21 protein-coding genes and 1 riboswitch are annotated in these 16,993 nt (G+C 68.2%); of the genes, 13 read left to right on the forward strand and 8 right to left on the reverse strand.

The features are described from left to right. The 5 genes from ABDW61_RS02750 to ABDW61_RS02770 all read left to right on the forward strand — a co-directional run. Positions 1–1,292: efflux RND transporter permease subunit (locus ABDW61_RS02750; protein WP_343635986.1), on the forward strand; the 1,292-nt coding region annotated here is incomplete at its 5' end. A gap of 39 nt (positions 1,293–1,331) precedes the next feature. Beyond that, positions 1,332–2,138, forward strand: coding sequence for an oxidoreductase (locus tag ABDW61_RS02755; protein WP_343635987.1), 807 nt, complete (start codon positions 1,332–1,334; stop codon positions 2,136–2,138). A gap of 54 nt (positions 2,139–2,192) precedes the next feature. After that, positions 2,193–2,516, forward strand: coding sequence for a DUF4148 domain-containing protein (locus ABDW61_RS02760; RefSeq protein ID WP_343635988.1), 324 nt, complete (start codon positions 2,193–2,195; stop codon positions 2,514–2,516). A 306-nt stretch (positions 2,517–2,822) separates the two neighbouring features. Then, positions 2,823–2,935: riboswitch (glycine riboswitch) on the forward strand. Positions 2,936–3,485: 550 nt separating this feature from the next. After that, a complete protein-coding gene (locus ABDW61_RS02765) occupies positions 3,486–4,214 on the forward strand; it encodes a hypothetical protein (RefSeq protein ID WP_343635989.1) in 729 nt (242 codons plus the stop codon). Positions 4,215–4,261: 47 nt separating this feature from the next. After that, positions 4,262–4,840: a C39 family peptidase gene (locus ABDW61_RS02770; protein ID WP_343635990.1), complete on the forward strand. Its 579-nt coding sequence runs from the start codon at positions 4,262–4,264 to the stop codon at positions 4,838–4,840. An 18-nt stretch (positions 4,841–4,858) separates the two neighbouring features. Here ABDW61_RS02770 and ABDW61_RS02775 read toward each other — a convergent pair whose 3' ends face one another. Next, positions 4,859–5,752, reverse strand: coding sequence for an NAD(P)/FAD-dependent oxidoreductase (locus ABDW61_RS02775; RefSeq protein WP_343635992.1), 894 nt, complete (start codon positions 5,750–5,752; stop codon positions 4,859–4,861). 133 nt (positions 5,753–5,885) lie between these two features. Here ABDW61_RS02775 and ABDW61_RS02780 point away from each other — a divergent pair, with 133 nt between their 5' ends. Further along, positions 5,886–6,527: a TetR/AcrR family transcriptional regulator gene (locus tag ABDW61_RS02780; protein WP_343635994.1), complete on the forward strand. Its 642-nt coding sequence runs from the start codon at positions 5,886–5,888 to the stop codon at positions 6,525–6,527. Here ABDW61_RS02780 and ABDW61_RS02785 read toward each other — a convergent pair. The 5 genes from ABDW61_RS02785 to ABDW61_RS02805 all read right to left on the reverse strand — a co-directional run bounded on the left by ABDW61_RS02785 (position 6,505) and on the right by ABDW61_RS02805 (position 10,076). Then, positions 6,505–6,840: a protease inhibitor I42 family protein gene (locus ABDW61_RS02785; RefSeq protein ID WP_343635996.1), complete on the reverse strand. Its 336-nt coding sequence runs from the start codon at positions 6,838–6,840 to the stop codon at positions 6,505–6,507. The two genes, ABDW61_RS02780 and ABDW61_RS02785, sit on opposite strands and share 23 nt — an antisense overlap. 15 nt (positions 6,841–6,855) lie before the next feature. Next, positions 6,856–8,064, reverse strand: coding sequence for a C2 family cysteine protease (locus ABDW61_RS02790; protein ID WP_343635998.1), 1,209 nt, complete (start codon positions 8,062–8,064; stop codon positions 6,856–6,858). Between the two features lie 247 nt (positions 8,065–8,311). Continuing rightward, positions 8,312–8,527, reverse strand: a complete 216-nt coding sequence (locus ABDW61_RS02795) for a putative motility protein (RefSeq protein ID WP_343636000.1) — start codon at positions 8,525–8,527, stop codon at positions 8,312–8,314. Positions 8,528–8,629: 102 nt separating this feature from the next. Then, positions 8,630–9,130: an endonuclease V gene (locus ABDW61_RS02800; RefSeq protein WP_343636002.1), complete on the reverse strand. Its 501-nt coding sequence runs from the start codon at positions 9,128–9,130 to the stop codon at positions 8,630–8,632. A gap of 67 nt (positions 9,131–9,197) precedes the next feature. Then, positions 9,198–10,076, reverse strand: coding sequence for a LysR family transcriptional regulator (locus ABDW61_RS02805; protein ID WP_343636865.1), 879 nt, complete (start codon positions 10,074–10,076; stop codon positions 9,198–9,200). 117 nt (positions 10,077–10,193) lie between these two features. Here ABDW61_RS02805 and ABDW61_RS02810 point away from each other — a divergent pair, with 117 nt between their 5' ends. From ABDW61_RS02810 to ABDW61_RS02820, 3 genes are all read left to right on the forward strand, one after another. Beyond that, positions 10,194–11,069 (forward strand): NmrA family NAD(P)-binding protein, encoded by an 876-nt coding sequence (locus ABDW61_RS02810; protein ID WP_343636005.1) that lies wholly within the window; start codon positions 10,194–10,196, stop codon positions 11,067–11,069. A 91-nt stretch (positions 11,070–11,160) separates the two neighbouring features. Next, on the forward strand, positions 11,161–11,814 hold the full coding sequence (locus ABDW61_RS02815) for a helix-turn-helix transcriptional regulator (RefSeq protein WP_343636007.1): 654 nt from the start codon (positions 11,161–11,163) through the stop codon (positions 11,812–11,814). Positions 11,815–11,857: 43 nt separating this feature from the next. Continuing rightward, the gene (locus ABDW61_RS02820) at positions 11,858–13,039 is read left to right on the forward strand and encodes a hypothetical protein (protein WP_343636009.1); all 1,182 of its coding nucleotides are present in this window, start codon (positions 11,858–11,860) and stop codon (positions 13,037–13,039) included. 6 nt (positions 13,040–13,045) lie between these two features. On the opposite strand, the gene ABDW61_RS02825 is transcribed toward ABDW61_RS02820, so the two are convergent. After that, positions 13,046–13,861, reverse strand: a complete 816-nt coding sequence (locus ABDW61_RS02825; RefSeq protein ID WP_343636011.1) for an N-acyl homoserine lactonase family protein — start codon at positions 13,859–13,861, stop codon at positions 13,046–13,048. A 129-nt stretch (positions 13,862–13,990) separates the two neighbouring features. Between ABDW61_RS02825 and ABDW61_RS02830 the strand changes: the two genes are divergently transcribed. Next, complete coding sequence (locus ABDW61_RS02830) at positions 13,991–14,809, forward strand: hypothetical protein (RefSeq protein WP_343636013.1); 819 nt, start codon at positions 13,991–13,993, stop codon at positions 14,807–14,809. A 33-nt stretch (positions 14,810–14,842) separates the two neighbouring features. Here ABDW61_RS02830 and ABDW61_RS02835 read toward each other — a convergent pair whose 3' ends face one another. Continuing rightward, a complete protein-coding gene (locus tag ABDW61_RS02835) occupies positions 14,843–15,526 on the reverse strand; it encodes a hemolysin III family protein (protein WP_343636014.1) in 684 nt (227 codons plus the stop codon). Between the two features lie 204 nt (positions 15,527–15,730). On the opposite strand from ABDW61_RS02835, the gene ABDW61_RS02840 reads away from it, so the two are divergent. The 3 genes from ABDW61_RS02840 (at position 15,731) to ABDW61_RS02850 (ending at position 16,992) form a co-directional block, all read left to right on the forward strand. Further along, positions 15,731–15,982: a hypothetical protein gene (locus ABDW61_RS02840; protein WP_343636017.1), complete on the forward strand. Its 252-nt coding sequence runs from the start codon at positions 15,731–15,733 to the stop codon at positions 15,980–15,982. Between the two features lie 145 nt (positions 15,983–16,127). Next, positions 16,128–16,451 carry a metalloregulator ArsR/SmtB family transcription factor gene (locus ABDW61_RS02845; protein ID WP_343636019.1) on the forward strand — a complete coding sequence of 108 codons (324 nt, stop codon included), beginning with the start codon at positions 16,128–16,130 and terminating at the stop codon, positions 16,449–16,451. 37 nt (positions 16,452–16,488) lie between these two features. Then, the gene (locus ABDW61_RS02850) at positions 16,489–16,992 is read left to right on the forward strand and encodes an arsenate reductase ArsC (protein WP_343636021.1); all 504 of its coding nucleotides are present in this window, start codon (positions 16,489–16,491) and stop codon (positions 16,990–16,992) included. Position 16,993 lies beyond the last annotated feature (1 nt).

The following is a 16,993-nucleotide window of genomic DNA, read 5'->3' on the forward strand; positions in this document are numbered from 1 at the left end:
CCAAGATCGTGACCTCCTACATCGGCCAGGGCGCGCCACGCTTCTACTTCTCGATGGGCGCCGAGCTGCCCGATCCCTCGTTCGCGAAGATCGTCATCCGGACGGACAGCCAGGACGAGCGCGAGGCCCTGAAGCTGCGCCTGCGCCGGGCCATCGCCGATGGTCTCGCGCCCGAGGCCCAGCTGCGCGTGACGCAGCTCGTGTTCGGGCCCTATTCGCCGTATCCGGTGGCCTACCGCGTCAGCGGTCCCGACCCCGAGGTGCTGCGCGGGATCGCCGCCGAAGTGAAGCAGGTGATGGACGCCAGTCCCCTGATGCGCACGGTGAACACGGACTGGAACTCGCGGATCCCGGCGCTGCATTTCAACCTGCAGCAGGACCGCCTGCAGGCCGTCGGCCTCAGCTCCAGCGCGGTGGCGCAGCAGCTGCAGTTCCTGCTCAACGGCGTGCCGGTCACGGTGGTGAGACAGGACATCCGCAGCGTGCAGGTCATCGCCCGCGCCGCCGGCGATTTCCGGCTCGACCCGGCCAAGCTCGGCGACTTCACGCTCACCGGCGCCAACGGGCAGCGCATCCCGCTGTCGCAGGTGGGAACCATCGAAGTCCGTCCCGAGGAAGCCGTCATGCGCCGGCGCGACCGCGTGCCCACCATCACGGTGCGGGGCGACATCGCCGAAGGCTTGCAGCCGCCGGATGTGTCGACAGCCATTTCGCATCAACTGCAGCCGCTGATCGCGAAGCTGCCCAGCGGCTATCGCATCGAGCAGGCCGGCTCGATCGAGGAGTCGGGCAAGGCGACGACGGCGATGCTGCCGCTGTTCCCGATCATGGTGGCGATCACGCTGCTGATCATCGTGCTGCAGGTGCGGTCGCTGTCCGCGATGGTGATGGTCTTCCTCACGAGTCCGCTGGGGCTGATCGGCGTGGTGCCCACGCTGCTGCTGTTCCAGAAGCCGTTCGGCATCAACGCGCTGGTGGGGCTGATCGCGCTGTCGGGCATCCTGATGCGCAACACGCTGATCCTGATCGGTCAGATCCATCACAACGAGCAGGCCGGCCTCGCGCCGGTCGACGCGGTGGTCGAGGCCACGGTGCAGCGGGCGCGTCCGGTGATCCTGACGGCGCTGGCCGCGATCCTGGCGTTCATCCCGCTGACCCATTCGGTGTTCTGGGGAACGCTCGCCTACACGCTGATCGGCGGGACCCTCGCGGGCACCGTGATGACGCTGGTCTTCCTGCCCGCCATGTATGCCATCTGGTTCAAGCTCAAGCCGGCGGGCCCGCGGGGCTGAGCCGTCCCTCTCTCCTCCCCACTCCCACGAAGGATTCCCGTGTCTGATTCTCAAGTTGTCGTGATCACCGGCGTGTCGTCGGGCATCGGTCGAGCAAGCGCTGAACTCTTCGCCAAGCGCGGCTGCCAGGTGTTCGGCACGGTGCGCCATGTCGCCAAGGCCTCGCCCATCGCGGGCGTGACGCTGGTGGAAATGGATGTGCGTGACAGCGCGTCGGTGGCGCGCGGGATCCAGGCGATCCTGAGCCAGACCGGGCGCATCGACGTGCTGGTCAACAGCGCGGGCGTGACGCTGCTCGGGGCGACCGAGGAGACCGCGGTGGAAGAGGCGCAGGCGCTCTTCGACACCAACCTGTTCGGCGTGCTGCGCACGGCGCAGGCGGTGCTGCCGTCGATGCGCAAGCGCCGCGCGGGCAGGATCGTGAACGTCAGTTCGGTGGTGGGTTTCCTGCCGTCGCCGTACATGGGCGCGTACTCGGCATCGAAGCATGCCGTCGAGGGCCTGTCCGAGACGATGGACCACGAGCTGCGGGCCTTCGGCATCCGTGTCGCGCTGGTCGAGCCGTCGTTCACGCGGACCAATCTGGACCTGAATGCGCCGCAGGCGGCCTCGCCCATTGCCGCCTATGACGCGGAGCGTCAGCTCGTGGTGGCCGCGATCGAGAAGAACGTCAGGAAGGCGCCCGGGCCCGAGGACGTGGCCAGGACGATCGTCGATGCGGCGCTTGGTCCGTGGCGGATGAGGACCACGCCCAAGGGCGAGGCCACGCTGCTCAAGCGGCTGCGCCGCTTCATGCCGGCGGGTCCCGTCGATGCGGGACTGCGGAAGAACTTCGGACTGTCTTGATGCCCCGGGCGCCGTGCGCGCCCGGCCGTTTCGTTCCTTGAAGAGGAGATTCCCATGCGCCTGATGACTGCTTCAGCCGCCGTGCTGCTCTCGCTTGCGCCCGTGCTCGCGATGTCTCAACCGAAGACAGGACAAGCCCCTCGCAAGAGCGACAGCAACTGTCGCAACGTCAGCGCGGAGGTCCGCTCGGGCGCACCGCTGACCCGCGAGGCGGTGGTCGCCGAGATGGTGCGCGCCCGTGCGGAGGGCGAGATGGATTACCACATCAGCTCGACGCCGCCAGCCGGCTCCCGGCCGCTGTGCGACTTGCCGTCCGCGGCGGCGTCAGCGCCGTCGAGTGCGACCTCGAGTGCGGCCTCGAGTGCGGCGTCGCGATGACGCCTTGTGACGCTGCGCGTTGAGGACTGGACCGTCAAACGTCCACCTTGAACCCCAAGGTCCAGATCGCAGGCCGGCTGACCGCCGCGCTTACGTCCCAGGATATTCCTGCACCATATCCCCTCAAAAGTCATGACCGGCGCATGAAATTCGCCCTCGGGAAACCTCTCATAGGGAGATTGATCGATATTGGCAAGATCAATTCACGAATCCAGGAGAGTGCCGTGCAGGCTGATTGAAATCAGCCGCACGGACGCCGAAGGCGCAATCTCCCATACACGCTCAGGCCCAGTACTGGATTCGCAAACAGCCGACGCTGGAGAGTGAGTTTTCGGACACATCCGACAACTCCACCGAAGGAGCAAGCAGGGGCGGAGCCTCATGCGAATCTCTCAGGTACCAAGGACAGTGGGAGCGGCGCGAAGTTGGTGCGGGCATGCGGGTATTTCGCCCCATACTCGTGCGGACTTTGTGGTGCAGCACTGATCCATCCTGTTTGATATGCGACCGACAGTTTCTCGCCATCAGCGCCCGGGATTTATCCATATGCACAGCCATGGGTATAAAACCGCCCATATTCGGTGCGCACCCATCCCGAATACCGCTCACCGACGAAGGCCCTGAGGGGCTTTGATGGCGCTCGTGAAACTGCAGCGGGGCGTGCTCTGCGCCTGACGCCGCTGTCACGCAGCGACCTTATCTCCATTCCCTGAGTCCGACACGCCTGCCGAGTTGCAGGTCAGGGCGGAGCCATGTCCGAAAACCCGCTGCGCCGCAGCGGACGGGCTCGCTCGCCCTCATCGAAAGGGGCCTCACCCAGGTGCGCGCCGCAACCCGCAGGCGCCACGACCCGTCGCTGAACGCCGTCTGCGCGAGCAGAGCCGGTCTTCATCGAATCGCAGCGCCAGCGGCACGGCCGCCGAGCCTGCGGGATCTCCGCGTAGTTGTCCTTCAACCGAAAGAAACCTCATGTTCAAAACGAAAGCATTGACCCTTCCAGGCGCTCTGCTGTGCGCCATCGTCCTGGCGGCGCAGCCTCTTGCCGCATCGGCAGCCGGCAATGGGCCGGCCGCCATCGTGCAGAGCCAGCTGGCACGCAGCCAAGCCCAGCTCGCCGCGCAACAAGGCCTGGCCGAGTACCAGCAGAGCAAGCTGCAAGCCTATGCCGGCCTGGCGCCCGACAACATGGCATTCGACGTGTCCAGCATGGAAGAACTCCTGCAGGCACGCATTGGCCACGGCTTCGAGATCCACACGATCAAACCCCAGGACGTGGCCGGCGGCCGGACCGATCTCAGCGGCATGGCAACGCCCACCGGCAGTTGGCGCTTCGTCGTGCAGGTGGGTGACAAGCCCATCGGCCTGGTGACCGTGGAGCTGATGGATGGACGCTGGCAGGCCGTCTCCTTCGGCGGTGCCGGCCTCGCCCGCGAGTACGAAGCCGTGCGCGTGGCTCACGGCAATTCCGACGGCAGCAACCTGCGCTTCATCCGCGTCTACCAGGCGCAGTCCGACCTGCTGGAAGTGATCTCCACCAACGATGGCAAGGCGCGCTTCGCGGCGATGAAGTCCGCCCAGGAGTCCCTGCTGCGCTTCGGCCTGAACAAGGTCCAGCCGGACGCCGGCCTGTTTGACGCCTCGCAGCTGATGCAGTCGCTGCGCGCCGCCGTCAGCAAGAACCTCGACGTGCAGCATTGAGCCGCACCGCCTCACGACATCCCTCCACAACATCGAACGGACATCGCATGAACGCGAAACTCAAGAAGACGCTGGCCTGCCTGGGCCTGTGCCTGCTGGCGCCCCTGGCCTTCGCCCAGTACAAGACGCTGAACGTGAGTGCCACCACCCAGGAACACGACAACTGGTGCTGGGCCGCCTCGAGCAAGGCCGTGATCGGCTTCTACAAGACGCCGCCCAGCCAGTGCAGCATCGTCAACTGGGCCTTCGGCATCAACTACGCCTGCGGCAACAGCACCTTCAACTGGAGCAGCAACGCCAACAAGCCCGACTACCTCTACGGCGCGGCCGGCAGCGTCCAGGACGTGCTCGCCCACTGGGGCATCGGCAGCAACTCGTTCGACTACGCCTCCTCGTGGAATTCGATCGTCTCTGACATCAACGCGAACAAGCCCTTCGTCATCCGCTTCGGCTGGACGTCGGGTGGCGGTCACATCATGGTGGGCACCGGCTACCACGTGGCCAATGGCACGCCCTACGTGAACTACATGAATCCGTGGCCAGGCGAGGGCAACTCGGAGGCGAACTACTACTGGATGGTGCGGGCCTCCGACCACAGCTGGACGCATTCACTGCGCGTGCGCTGAAGGTGAAGCCCGCGCCTCTCAAGCCAGCATCGACTGCTGCGCGAAGATGCCCGCCATCGCCCCCTGCCATGTCGCCTGGGTGACCGAGGGCAGGAAGGGCGTGGCGAGGTCGCCGGCGGCATAGAGGCCGGGCACGCTGGTCTGGCGGCGCTCGTCGACCTTGAGCGCGATGCCCACGGGCGTCTCGAGCGTCTCCAGGCCCAGCGATTCATGCAGGCTCGCGGACGGCTTGTTGCGGGGATGCGCGAACAGCACGTCAACCGCCACCTGGCGGCCAGCCTCGAGATTCACGGTGGCGATCTGACCGTCGCGATGGGCGATCTCGACGATCCGGCCATCGACGACAGGGATGTGGCGGCTCGCCAGGTCGGCCCGGACCTCCGCGGGAAGGTCGTGGCCATCGGCGAAGACCGTCAACTTGTCGGTCCAGTGCTGGAACAGCCGGGCGGACTGATGGGACTGCGGGCTGGACCAGACGAGGCCCCAGTGCCGGTCGGCGACCTCGAAGCCATCGCAATAGGGACAGGGCACGATCGACGTGCCCCAGCACTCGGCGAAGCCCGGGACGCCAGGCATCTGGTCGGCGACGCCGTAGCTCAGGATCACCCGGCGCGCCCCAAGGCGTTCGCCCTCAGCCGTGAGGACCGAGAAATCGTCGATCACGCCCGAGACGCTGTCGGCGCGCGCATTGACCAGCCTGGCCGCCGGATAACGCGCCAGTTGCCGCCGCGCCTCGGCCAGGATCTCCAGCGGCGGCTTGTGATCGTGGCCCAGCAAGCCATGCGAATGGCCAGCGAAGCGATTGCGCGGCAGCCCCGTATCGAGAACGGTGACCTTGCGTCGGGCACGCCCGAGTTGCAGGGCGGCGGCCAGGCCGGCAAAGCTGCCGCCGATGATGATGACGTCATCCATGGTGAGGGGATCCGAGTGGCGTTCAGGAGGAAGTAGCGAAGAGGCGAAGGTGCGAGATCCGTCTATTACTGGACTCACAAGTCCAGTAATGTGCAGCGGCTATAGTGGACTGTCAAGTCCAATAAATACACCCATGGCCGAATCCCCGATTCCCGCTCCCAAGCCCCGACGCGGGCGGCCCCGCGATCCCGAGCGCATCCGGCGCATCCTGGAAGCCGCGCAGACGCACTTCAACGAGCACGGCCTGGAGCGTGCCAGCGTGGATGCCATCGCCGCCGACGCCGGGGTCTCCAAGATGACCGTGTACAGCAACTTCGGCTCCAAGGAGGGACTGTTCCAGGCGGTGGTGCGTGATCGGACGGCGCCCGTGGTCACCGGCGTTCCGGGCTCCAAGATGCTGGATCCGGACCGGCCGGAGCAGGCACTGCTCGCGATCGGCACCCGGTTTCTCGCATTGGCACGCGGAGACGACGCCCTGGGCGCGTTGCGCTCCATCTACGGCGTCGCGGGGGCGCAGCCGCAAGCCTGCCGCGCGTTCTACAAGGAGGGCCCGGAGCGTGTGATCGACGAGCTGGCGGCGTACCTGCGCCGCGCCCACTCGGCCGGAACGCTGAAGGTGAGGAACCCGCTTCAGGCGGCGGACCTGTTCCTGTCGATGTTCTTCGGCTCCGCGCACATCCGCGGCATGCTGAAGCTCGAGACACCGGACGCCCGAGAGAACCGGGCGCTGCTGCGCGAGGCCATTCGCGTCTTCATGGCGGCTTACCGCGCGTGAGCGCCACCGGCGCAATCGCCAGCGTCACTTCATATCGCTCCACCACCGACGGCTCGCCCTCCCACGGCCGCCAGTGCTTGAGCCGGATCGTCGTCGTGCCTGCCGCCTTGGCCTTGATCGACCATTGCATTGCCCCGCCGCTCCCTACGGCGTTCGATGAAGGCACGTAGCGCCCCTCCCCCATCTCGACGAAGGCCGGATCCGCATCGACAGCCCATTCATAGCCGGTGCCAGGATTCCCGGGCAGACGCAATTCGACGGTCGAGCCGGCTGGCAGCTCGACCGTCTTCCCGTTGTCACTCGAACCCAGCACTGACCTCGTCCCGGCTCAGCTCGCCCAGCCGAATTGCCAGTAGTACTTCTTGAAGGTCGCCGCGGGAATCGCGAACACCCCGCCGGCGTTCAGCGGCACCGAACGCCAGAAGCTCTGGTCATACGCCGACCAGTTGCCGGCCAGGCTGTTGATGACCGGGCTGTTATGGCCCCACGGATTGCGCAGCACGATGTACTTCGTGTTGTTCACATACGCCCAGCCCAGGATCGTGTACGCGTGGTACCCGACGATGCCGCTGCCCGCGTAGTCCACCGGCGACGGCGTCTGGCAGAAGGTCCACGCGGTCATCGGATTGAAGGTGCGATACGACAGGCAGTTGGACCGCACCGCCGTCCAGATGTCGTCCTCGCTCATCGCCGAGCAGGTCTTCGTCACGCCGGTGAGGTTCGTGAGCTCCGTCGTTGCCTGCACCGGCCATCCCCCGGCGATGGGGCCGTAGTTGGGCTCGTCGGTCGCGTCGTTGGTCTTCCACTTCGCGAAGGCCTTCTCGTAGACGGCGGGCCAGATCTCGCCCGCTTCCGATGAGCGCGCATAGATCCAGGCATGCGTGCTCGTCACCAGCGGCACGCGCTCCGTCACCTCCATCGTCTTCAGGCCGCCGGAGTAGAAGTCGATGCGATCGACGAAATCCGCCGGCGATGCGCTCGTGGCGCGCGTACGCTGCGCCACCACGTAAGGACGCGACCACGCCACGGCGGACAGCGCCGCGATGAAGTAGCAGTCGCCCAGCGCGCCTTGCACCGGGTCGAAGTACTCCGCGGCTTCCTCGAAGAAGTCGCCAGGATCGGCCCAGGTGGCGCCGGGCGGCGTGTAGCCGGGCGCGGTGATGCCCTTGGCCGCGGTGGCCGACGGCGCGGCGCTCTTGTCCCCGCCCGCCAGCGCGCCGACCACCCGCGCCACGGCGTCCGGAGACAGCTTCGACAGCATCGCCTCCGTCGGTCCGCCCTTGGCGAGCGAGCTGACGGCCTTGGCGCGCTGCTCGGGCTTCATCTCCTGGATGCCGGCCAGCGACTGATGCGTGTCGGCCAGGCCGCTCACGAGCAGATTGCCCCGGACCGGGGACGTCAGCTCCTCCACCGACGCGCCAAGCGTCTTCTTGACGAAGGCATCGCGATCCGTGATCGCCTGCCATCGCACGTTTCGGCCAACCGCGAGTTCAGCGACTGCATACGGATTGGCCAGGCCAACTTTGGGCTCGTTCATTGAAGTTCTCCCTTGAATTGGACGCATAGAGGACGCGTCGACAGTGGCGGCCCGACCGGTGATCCGGGCAGTGCTCACCACTCGCTTGCGAATCTAGGCGTCGCCTGGGAGGCCCTCAAGTCGACATCTAGGGGTGGGCCGCGAGCGCTCCATCGACTGGATCTCGCGCACCAGCAGGTCCCGCATCACCTGCACGCGCATGGCCGAGGCGATGGACCTGCGCGCGCTGCTGGGGGAAGCGCCCGCCTCAGGCGTAGGTGTTGAGGTTGCGCCCGAGGTTGCCCTCGGTCGCAAGTGCCGGAGCCTGCGGCAGGGCCTCGAGCAGCGCGGCGGCGCCGGCTTCCTGGGCGTCGAGCGCTTTACGCAGCACCAACAGGCTGGCCGCGTTGCCGGCGGTGCCGGGCGTGCCGTTGGATGCGTTCGTGACGGCCGCGGCGACGCTGGGGGAATTGGTGATGTTCATTCCAGCAATATCGGCGACGGCCGCGCCGGCTTGAATCCATCGCGCTGAAACCACGGCGCCAAAGGGGTGAGCGGCGGGTCCGGCCGCAGCGTGTCGCCGGGCTCAGCCCGGGTTCTTCGCCAGTCGAGCCGCCAGTTTCATCAGCGTCGGCACGCGCTTCCTGCCGTGCATGGCGCGCACCCGCACCTTGGCCGCCCCGATGTCGATGCCCGCGCAGGTCACGATCAGCGGCGGCGATTCCTCTTCCCGCAGGACCTCGAACTGCGCCGACAGCCCAGGCAGGCGTTTCTTCGACACGCCGACGACGGGGACCTTGCCGCCCAGCGCCTGGAACAGGTGCTGGCCGAGGCCCGGCGTGTCATCGGCGTCCAGGTGCACGAAGCCGTCGATGACGATGAGCTCCGGCTCCAGGCGGTGCTCGCCCAGCAGCTGCATCACGCAGGAAAGTTCGCGCAGGTCGGGCTCGCCGCGCACGGCCTTCTCGACGCGGGCGATGCGCGAGACGCAGGTCTTCGCCGGCTCGGCCGCGTCCCAGCTGTCGAAGGCCACGGCGGCGGCATTGGCCTGCTCGCCATCGAAATGAACAGCGACGATGAGTTTCATGAGGAATGCGAGTGGGTTGCGGTGACGGTGTGCCAGGACATGGGTAACAGCCGGGGCCCTGGAAGGCTCAGCCGGGCAGCGTCAACTGCCCCTGCGGATACTGCGCGGCCAGGAACTCGACGAAGGCCTTGACCTTCGGGCTCGCGAGCCGCCGCGAAGTGTGCAGCACCCAGAGCTCCACGTCCCTGCCGGGCACCACGCCCCACAGCGCCAGCTCGCCGCGCGCGAGCTGATGCCACACGATCGACTGCGGCAGCAGCGCGACACCGGCGCCGGCGATGGCCGCGTCGCGGACCATCAGCATCGACGACAGCCGGAGCACGGGCTGCGGCGCCAGCGCCAACCCTTCGCCCTCGAGGACCCAGAGCTCGCCCTCGCGGCCTGTCGAAACGATCGCGGGGATGCTCACCGGCTCGGCGCCCGGCGGCGGCATCGCGATCTGCGGCGCCGCCACGACCACCAGCCGGTCCTTCGCGAAGCAGCGCCCCACCAACGCCGAGTCCATCCGCGGATTCGGCCGGATGGCGACGTCGAAGCGCTCCTCGACGAGGTCCACCACCCGGTCTTCCGCGACCACGTCCACGCGCAGCTCGGGGTACTCGCGCCGCAGGTCCGCGCACAGCCGGCCCATCGCGAGCTGCGAGAACAGCAGCGGCGCGGCGATCCGCAGCAGCCCGCGCACCTTGCCGGAGCCCTCGCGCGCCGACGCGATCGCATCGGCCACCTCGTGCATCGGGCCCTCCGTGCGGCTGAGCAACTGGAGGCCCGCCTCGGTCAGCTCCAGCCCCTTGGCGCCGCGCTCGATGAGCCGCACGCCCAGTTGCTCCTCCAGATCCGCGACCCGCCGCGACAGCGTCGCCTTCGAGCGCCGGCTGGCGCGGCTCGCCCGGCCGAAGCCGCCATGCGTGGCCACCAGGTTGAAGTCGGCGAGCGCGTTCAGGTCCATGTCGGCCATGTGTTCCGAATTCGAGACGATGTGTCCATATTCTGGCGTCTGTGTTTATCAGACGCAACGACCTATCGTTCAGTCGTCGCAACCCCACCCGCTCCCAAGGAGATTTCCATGAGCATCCTCGTCACCGGTGCCAGCGGCACCATCGGTTCCCTCGTCGTTCAAGGTCTGGCGCGCCAAGGCGCCTCGGTGAGCGCGCTGGTGCGCCAGCCCGGCAAGGCCGCCCTGCCCGCCGGCGTGCGCGAGGTCGTCGGCGACCTGTCCGACGTCGCAGCGATGCGCGCCGCGCTGGCCGGCGCGCGCACGCTGTTCCTGCTGAACGCCGTCTCGCCCGACGAAGTCACGCAAGGGCTGCAGGCCCTGAGCCTGGCCCGCGAGGCCGGCATCGAGCGCATCGTCTATCTCTCGGTGATCCACGCCGACCGCTTCACCGACGTGCCGCACTTCACCGGCAAGCACACGATCGAACGGATGATCGAGAGCCTCGAGCTGCCCGTGACCATCCTGCGGCCGGCCTACTTCATGCAGAACGACCTGCAGGTCAAGCCGGTGATCGAGGGCTACGGCGTCTATCCGATGCCGATCGGCTCGGCGGGCGTGTCGATGGTGGACACGCGCGACATCGCGGACCTGGCGGTGGCCGAGTTGCTGCGCCGCGACGCCGCTCCGGCGCCGCTGCCGCGATTGACGCTCGACGTGATCGGGCCGGAGGCGATGACCGGCGAGTCGGCGGCGGGCGTGTGGCGTGAGGCGCTGGGACGCGAGATCCGCTTCGGCGGCAATGACCTTCAGGCCTTCGAAGCGCAACTGAGCACGGCGATGCCGGGCTGGATGGCTTACGACATGCGCCTGATGATGGCGCGCATCCAGCAACACGGCATGAAGTCGGAGGCGGACACGGTGCGGCGGCTCGAATCGATGCTGGGCCGTCCGCTGCGCCGCTACGCGGACCTGGTGAAGGAACTGGTGACGCCCGCTCACGCCTGACCTTCAGCCGGTCCGGCAGGACGCGGCCATACTCGCCCTTGGCCGCGCCACCTCGCCGCGCGGCCTCCCGTCCTGGCGAGAGGCCGAACCCATGTCGACCGCGATCTCCCTTCACGCCGCCTTCGAGCACATGCCCCGGCACCGCCATGCCCAGGGCTATGTCGCGCTGGTGCTCGCCGGCGGCTACGTGGAGGCCGGCGATCGGGGCCGCATGCGCGTCAAGGCCGGCCAGGCGGTCTTCCACGCTGCCCATGAATCGCATCAGAACGAGTTCCTCGGCATCGGCGCGCAGGTGCTGAACCTGCCGATGCCCGCTGGCGGCTTCGGCGAGCCGCTGGGAGAGGTCCGCGATCCCGACGCGATCGTCCGTCTCGCCGAACGCGATCCCGTCCAGGCCGCCGAACTGCTGCGGCAGGATTTCCGCGCCCGCGCCGAGCGGCTCGATGACTGGCCGGACCTGCTCGCCGCGGCGCTGGCGGCGGATCCGGCGCTCGGCCTCGCCGAATGGGCCGACGCGATGAAGATCGCGCCGCAGTCGATCAGCCGGGGCTTCCGCCGCGCCTTCGGCGTCAGTCCGAAGCGCTACCGCCTCGAGCTGCGCGCGATGCAGGCGCTGCGCCAACTGCCGGGATGGCGCGGCTCGATCGCGTCGCTCGCCGCCGACACCGGCTTCGCGGACCAGGCCCATCTGACGCGCGCCATCGTCGCCCTCACCGGGCAGACGCCCAAGCGGCTCGCGGGTTAAGTCCGTTCAAGCGTCGCCGGACTCGCCCTCCTAGCATCGGGGCATGCAACGCCGAAGCCTCCTTTCCGCTCCGCTGGCTGCCTGGATGGCGGCCCTCTTCCCTGTGCTGCCCGCGCTGAACGCGCCGCCCGCCCATGCGAAGGCCAGGCCCAACCGCACGCGATGGCAGGTGCGCGCCTCGGAGGGCGCCGATGCGATCGCCTTCCTCGGACCGCTGTCGGGCACGCCGCTCTACCTCGACTTCTATGGCGAAGACGCCGCCGCCTTCGGCCCGCGCCTGCCCGAGCCCGTCCGCCGCGACATCGCGCAACTGTGGAACGAGGCCGCCCGCGATGGCTTCGGGCTGCTCGGTCCCAACCTGCAGGTGCTGTTCTCGGCCGACGGCAACGACGCGACGCTCGCCACGCTGCTGAGCGCGCTGCGCTCGCGGCAGACGGCGATCCTGCCGGGCTACCGCGCCAGCAGCTACTGGAGCGAATCGGACTGGGCCTGGTTCGAACGCGCGGCGCCGCGGCTCGACGCGATCTTCAGCGCCTTGCAGCAGGCCGGCTTCGCGGCGTTCCGCCGGGAGCGCATCGGCACCGAGCTGGATCGCCGCACCGCCGAGGTCGGCCGCGCGCTGGCCGGCTTCGACGTGATCAGCTGGCAGGAGAAGCTGACCGGCCGCAGTTTTGACCCCGAGATCCAGATCGTGCTGCTGCAGTTCTCGAAGCCGCATGGCATCAAGGTGCAGGGGCAGACCTTCCTGCAGGCGGCCGACTACGACACCGCCACCACCGTCCGCATCGCCGCGCACGAGATGCTGCACCCGCCGGTGCCGATGGACGGTCCGGCCGCGACGGCGGCGCTTGCTGCGTTCGAACGTGATCCGCTGATCATGAAGATCGTGCGCGAGCACGATCCGCGCTGGGGCTACACGACGCTGCCCGGCCTGCTGAACGAGGACCTGGTCCAGGCGCTGGACCAATTGATCAGCGAGGCGCTGGGCGTGGCGCGCAATCCAGCGGATCGCTGGCGCAAGTCGGACGACGGCATGCACGTGATCGCCGCCGGCCTGTACGGCCTGCTGCGGCAGGACCGCTGGATCGAGACCGGCGGATCGATCGAGCGCTGGCTCGCCGGCGCCGCCGCCGACGCTCGCCTGGATCCATCGGTGTTCCACGCCGCCGCCTCGCGCGTGCTCGAGCGCCCTGCCCAGGCGCTGTGGCCCTTGCCGCCGCGCTGAGACGCCCTACTTCGCCGCGGCCGGGAAGGCCGGCAGCTTGCCGATGTCGCGCGGGTCGTGCTGGATGATGACCGTCGCCTTCAGGTGCTTCTCGATTTCCTTCATGCGCTGGATCGAGGCCAGCGTCTGGGCACGGTCGTCGTTGAAGCCGGGCACGCCGTCGTGCTCGTAGTTCTCGTGGAAGTGCACGGCATCGCCGCTCAGCAGCACCGGCCCCATCTCCTTGAGCCGCACCAGCAGCATCGAATGCCCCGGCGTGTGGCCCGGCGCGCGCAGCACCATCACGCTGCCATCGCCGAACACGTCCTTGTCGGCGGTCAGCGGCTCGACCTTGCGTTTCTCGGCGATCCACTCGGCGAAGCCCTTGGCGTTCGCGCCGCTCATCGGCGGCGTGGCGGTGACGCCGTCCCAATCGCGCTTGCCGATCAGCAGCGTCGCGTTCTTCAGCGGCGCGAGCTGGCCGGTGTGGTCGGGGTGGAAGTGGCTGATGCCGACGTACTTCACCTCGGCGGGATCGACGTTGATCTGCTTGAGGAGGTCGGCCAGCGGCTTGTTGGTCGCGTTGGGCGCCGAGCCCGGCAGGTAGCCGGTGTCCCAGACCATCACGTCGGCGCCATGGCGGATGACATAGCAGCTGAAGGTGAAGGGCTTGGAGGTCTCCGTGTAGGCGAAGGTGTCGCTGAAGCGGCGTGGATCGTTGCTGCCGCTGCCGCAGTCGAGCCGCGTCAGCGTGAGCTCCTGCGCGGCCGCCGGCAGGCAGGACAGGCAGGACAGGGAGAGCAGCGCGCCCACTTGGAGCGCCAACCGGAAGCGTGCGTTCATCTCGTCTCCTTGAGCGCGCCGATGATAGCCACGATCGCCCCGAAGCGGCGCGCGTGAAGTTCCCGCAGACCCTTCCGGCAGCGCTGGTGCTTGCCGCGGCGATCAGTGGCCGGTTAGGCTCATGGCGCCATGTCATCGCGCCGTCACATCGAGTCCATCACCCCCGCCGCGCCCGACGCGCGCGTGCTGTCCTGGTGCCGGGCGCTTCGCACCCTCGCCGTGCTGAACATCGGTCTATGGCTGGCGGTGCTGTGCTTCGGCCCGGCCGGCGGCGCGCATGCGCATCTGCAGCTGATGCTCTCCGGCGTCTACGTGCTGGTGTGTGCCTACCGCTCACTGCTGCCGCGGGTGGATCTCGAGCGGCTGGTGGTCGTGGACTCGCATCTCTCGAGCATCTTCCTGGGCAGATCCGCGGCCACGGTGGCCGAGATCTGCTTCGCGCTGCAGCTGGGGCTGCTCGTGCACCAACTGGCCGGCCATGCAGGGCTGTCCTGGGTGCAGAAGGCCGCGTGGACGATTCCGATGTTCATGGTCGCCGCTCAGGCCTTCTGCTGGCACAGCGTGCTGACGCTCAACCACATCACGCAGGCGGTCGAGTCCTCGCTGTGGGCGGCGGGCTTCGCGTGGATGGCGATCCTGCTGGGTGTCATCGCGCTCGGGAGCGCGGGCTGGGTCCATGCGGTGGCGCTGTTCGGGATCGTGGGCGCGATGTCCTTCGTGACCTATGTGCTGAGCGTGGACGTGCCGATGTATTGCCGCCGCTACCGCGATGGCCGCGCGAGCGGGCGGATCTACCTGCGCCTGGACGAAGGCGCCCGCGACGCCTGGCGCCGCCGCGTCCCCAGCGGCAGCTGGAATGCCTGGAAGGCCGACGCGCTGTGGCTGACGCCCTATTTCAGCGTCGGCGTCTGGATCAGCATCGCGATGGTGTGCGTGCCGGGCGCGTGAGCCGGGGCTGAACCCCCGGCCGCCCGCGGCACCTCAGGCGTAGGCGTAGAACAGCGCCGCGAAGAAGTGGCACACGCTGCCGCCGAGCACGAACAGATGCCAGACGAAGTGCGCGTAGCGCAGTCTGTTGTCCAGCAGGAAGACCACCGCGCCCAGCGTGTAGCTCAGGCCGCCGGCCACCAGCAGCGCCAGGCCGGGACCGGGCGTGCGCTCCACCAGCGGCCCGATGGCGAACACCACCACCCAGCCCATCGCCAGGTAGAGCGCGGTGGACACCAGCGGATGGCGCAGCCGGTTCAGCAGTTTGATCGTCACGCCGAACGCGGCGGCGGCCCAGACGGCGATCAGCAGCGCCACGCCGGGCCCGGCATGCAGCACGCCGAGCGTGAACGGGGTGTAGCTGCCGGCGATGAAGACATAGATCGCGGCATGGTCCAGGCGCATCAGCCATTGCTTGACGCGGCCGCCCGCCAGCGAGGCGGGCAGCGCGTGATACAGCGTCGAGATTCCATACAGCAGGATGCCGGTGGACGCGAAGATGGCCGCCGCGACCACGTCCGCCACCTCGCCATGCCCGATCGCGCGGGTCACGAGGATGGGCAGCGCGGCGATGGCCAGCAAGGCGCCCAACCCGTGGCTGATGGCGTTGGCGATCTCTTCGCCGCGGGTTTGCGGCCGGTCGGCCGGAACGGCGCGGGCACGGGTCTGGGGAGTCATGGACAGGTCTCGGGGGCTCTGGGTCTGATTGCTCAAGCATGCCAGGGATTTCCCGAGGTCGCCGGACCGGGCCCTTGACCGTTCATCCGCCGCCGATGCATTTCACGCCGCCGCGCTGCCGGCTCGTCTCCTGGCGCTCGAAAGCGGCCGCGTCGATGACGACACTGACTCCATCGACACAGCCAACCGCTTCAGGAGAACGACATGACCACCAGCCGCTTCGAACTTGCTTCCGCCACCAACACCACGATCAAGGCCCTCGTCGCCGGCGCGATCGGCGCCGTGATCCTGGGCCTGGGCATCGCCCACGCCGAAGGCCAGCGCGAGCTGCGCGCCTCGGTCATCACGCTGGAGCCGGTGGTGATCACCGCCAAGCGCGCACAGCTCCCGACCGTCTACGTCACCGGCCGCCGCGACACGACGGCCGACGACACGCAGATCGCTTCGGCCCAGTGAGCGCTGACGGTTGCGCTGGATCGATGGAGCGCCCCATCGGCTGAGCCCCTTCGGATCGCTTCACGCAGAACGCCCGGCCCGTGCCGGGCGTTCTGCTTTTCATCGCGGGATTGCCTGCGCTCATCATTTCGAATATTCTCGAAATATGAGTGAAGAAGAAGTCGTTCGCGCGCTGAGCGCGCTGGCTCAGCCGCTGCGCCTGCAGGTCTTCCGGGCGCTGGTGGTGGTCGGCGAGACCGGCCTGACGCCAGGAGCCATCCAAGAGGCGCTTGGCGTTCCGGCGGCCACGCTGTCGTTCCACCTCAAGGAGCTGCTCGCCTCGGGCTTGGTGACACAGGAGCGCGCCAGCCGCCATCTGATCTACCGCGCCGCCTATCCGCGCATGAACGACCTGCTGGGTTATCTGACGCAGAACTGCTGCCAGGGCTCGTCCTGCGCCGTCGAGCCGGCATCTGGCAGCTGCTGCTGATCCCCTTCACCTCCACGCCCCAACCCAACGCCCATCCATGACGATCAACGTCCTCATCCTCTGCACCCACAACTCCGCGCGCAGCGTGCTGGCGGAGGGCATGCTCAACCACTGGGCGCGACGGCTTGGCAAGGACCTGCGCGCTTTCAGCGCCGGTAGCGCGCCCAGCGGCCGCATCAATCCCTTGGCGCTCGAGGCCCTGCGGGGCGCTGGCGTGGACACGGCCGGTTATCGGAGCAAGAGCTGGGACGAATTCACGACGGCGGAAGCGCCGCCGCTGTCCGTGGTGATCACCGTGTGCGACAGCGCCGCGGCCGAGCAGTGCCCCGTGTTCTTCGGCGGCAGCGGCCAGCCGGTCAAGGTGCATTGGGGCTATCCGGACCCGTCCAACGCCGCCGGCGGCGAGGAAGGGAAGCGCCAGGCCTTCGAACTGACGCGTCAGGCCCTGGGCTACCGCATGCTGCAGCTGGCGCAGTTGCCGTTCGAGTCCATGGACAGGGCCGCGCTGCAACGCGCGCTCGGCGAGATCGCGCGGAGCTGAC

This window comes from Roseateles sp. (assembly GCF_039595595.1).
In the GTDB taxonomy this organism is placed as follows: domain Bacteria; phylum Pseudomonadota; class Gammaproteobacteria; order Burkholderiales; family Burkholderiaceae_C; genus Roseateles.

Bases quoted from the DNA above. Each gene is read 5' to 3' on its own strand.
- ABDW61_RS02825 (WP_343636011.1), bottom strand. From the start codon at position 13,861: ATGAACGCACGCTTCCGGTTGGCGCTCCAAGTGGGCGCGCTGCTCTCC.
- ABDW61_RS02810 (WP_343636005.1), top strand. From the start codon at position 10,194: ATGAGCATCCTCGTCACCGGTGCCAGCGGCACCATCGGTTCCCTCGTC.
- ABDW61_RS02800 (WP_343636002.1), bottom strand. From the start codon at position 9,130: ATGAAACTCATCGTCGCTGTTCATTTCGATGGCGAGCAGGCCAATGCC.
- ABDW61_RS02765 (WP_343635989.1), top strand. From the start codon at position 3,486: ATGTTCAAAACGAAAGCATTGACCCTTCCAGGCGCTCTGCTGTGCGCC.
- ABDW61_RS02760 (WP_343635988.1), top strand. From the start codon at position 2,193: ATGCGCCTGATGACTGCTTCAGCCGCCGTGCTGCTCTCGCTTGCGCCC.
- ABDW61_RS02805 (WP_343636865.1), bottom strand. From the start codon at position 10,076: ATGGACCTGAACGCGCTCGCCGACTTCAACCTGGTGGCCACGCATGGC.
- ABDW61_RS02790 (WP_343635998.1), bottom strand. From the start codon at position 8,064: ATGAACGAGCCCAAAGTTGGCCTGGCCAATCCGTATGCAGTCGCTGAA.
- ABDW61_RS02840 (WP_343636017.1), top strand. From the start codon at position 15,731: ATGACCACCAGCCGCTTCGAACTTGCTTCCGCCACCAACACCACGATC.
- ABDW61_RS02770 (WP_343635990.1), top strand. From the start codon at position 4,262: ATGAACGCGAAACTCAAGAAGACGCTGGCCTGCCTGGGCCTGTGCCTG.
- ABDW61_RS02850 (WP_343636021.1), top strand. From the start codon at position 16,489: ATGACGATCAACGTCCTCATCCTCTGCACCCACAACTCCGCGCGCAGC.
- ABDW61_RS02835 (WP_343636014.1), bottom strand. From the start codon at position 15,526: ATGACTCCCCAGACCCGTGCCCGCGCCGTTCCGGCCGACCGGCCGCAA.
- ABDW61_RS02780 (WP_343635994.1), top strand. From the start codon at position 5,886: ATGGCCGAATCCCCGATTCCCGCTCCCAAGCCCCGACGCGGGCGGCCC.
- ABDW61_RS02815 (WP_343636007.1), top strand. From the start codon at position 11,161: ATGTCGACCGCGATCTCCCTTCACGCCGCCTTCGAGCACATGCCCCGG.
- ABDW61_RS02830 (WP_343636013.1), top strand. From the start codon at position 13,991: ATGTCATCGCGCCGTCACATCGAGTCCATCACCCCCGCCGCGCCCGAC.
- ABDW61_RS02775 (WP_343635992.1), bottom strand. From the start codon at position 5,752: ATGGATGACGTCATCATCATCGGCGGCAGCTTTGCCGGCCTGGCCGCC.
- ABDW61_RS02795 (WP_343636000.1), bottom strand. From the start codon at position 8,527: ATGAACATCACCAATTCCCCCAGCGTCGCCGCGGCCGTCACGAACGCA.
- ABDW61_RS02820 (WP_343636009.1), top strand. From the start codon at position 11,858: ATGCAACGCCGAAGCCTCCTTTCCGCTCCGCTGGCTGCCTGGATGGCG.
- ABDW61_RS02845 (WP_343636019.1), top strand. From the start codon at position 16,128: ATGAGTGAAGAAGAAGTCGTTCGCGCGCTGAGCGCGCTGGCTCAGCCG.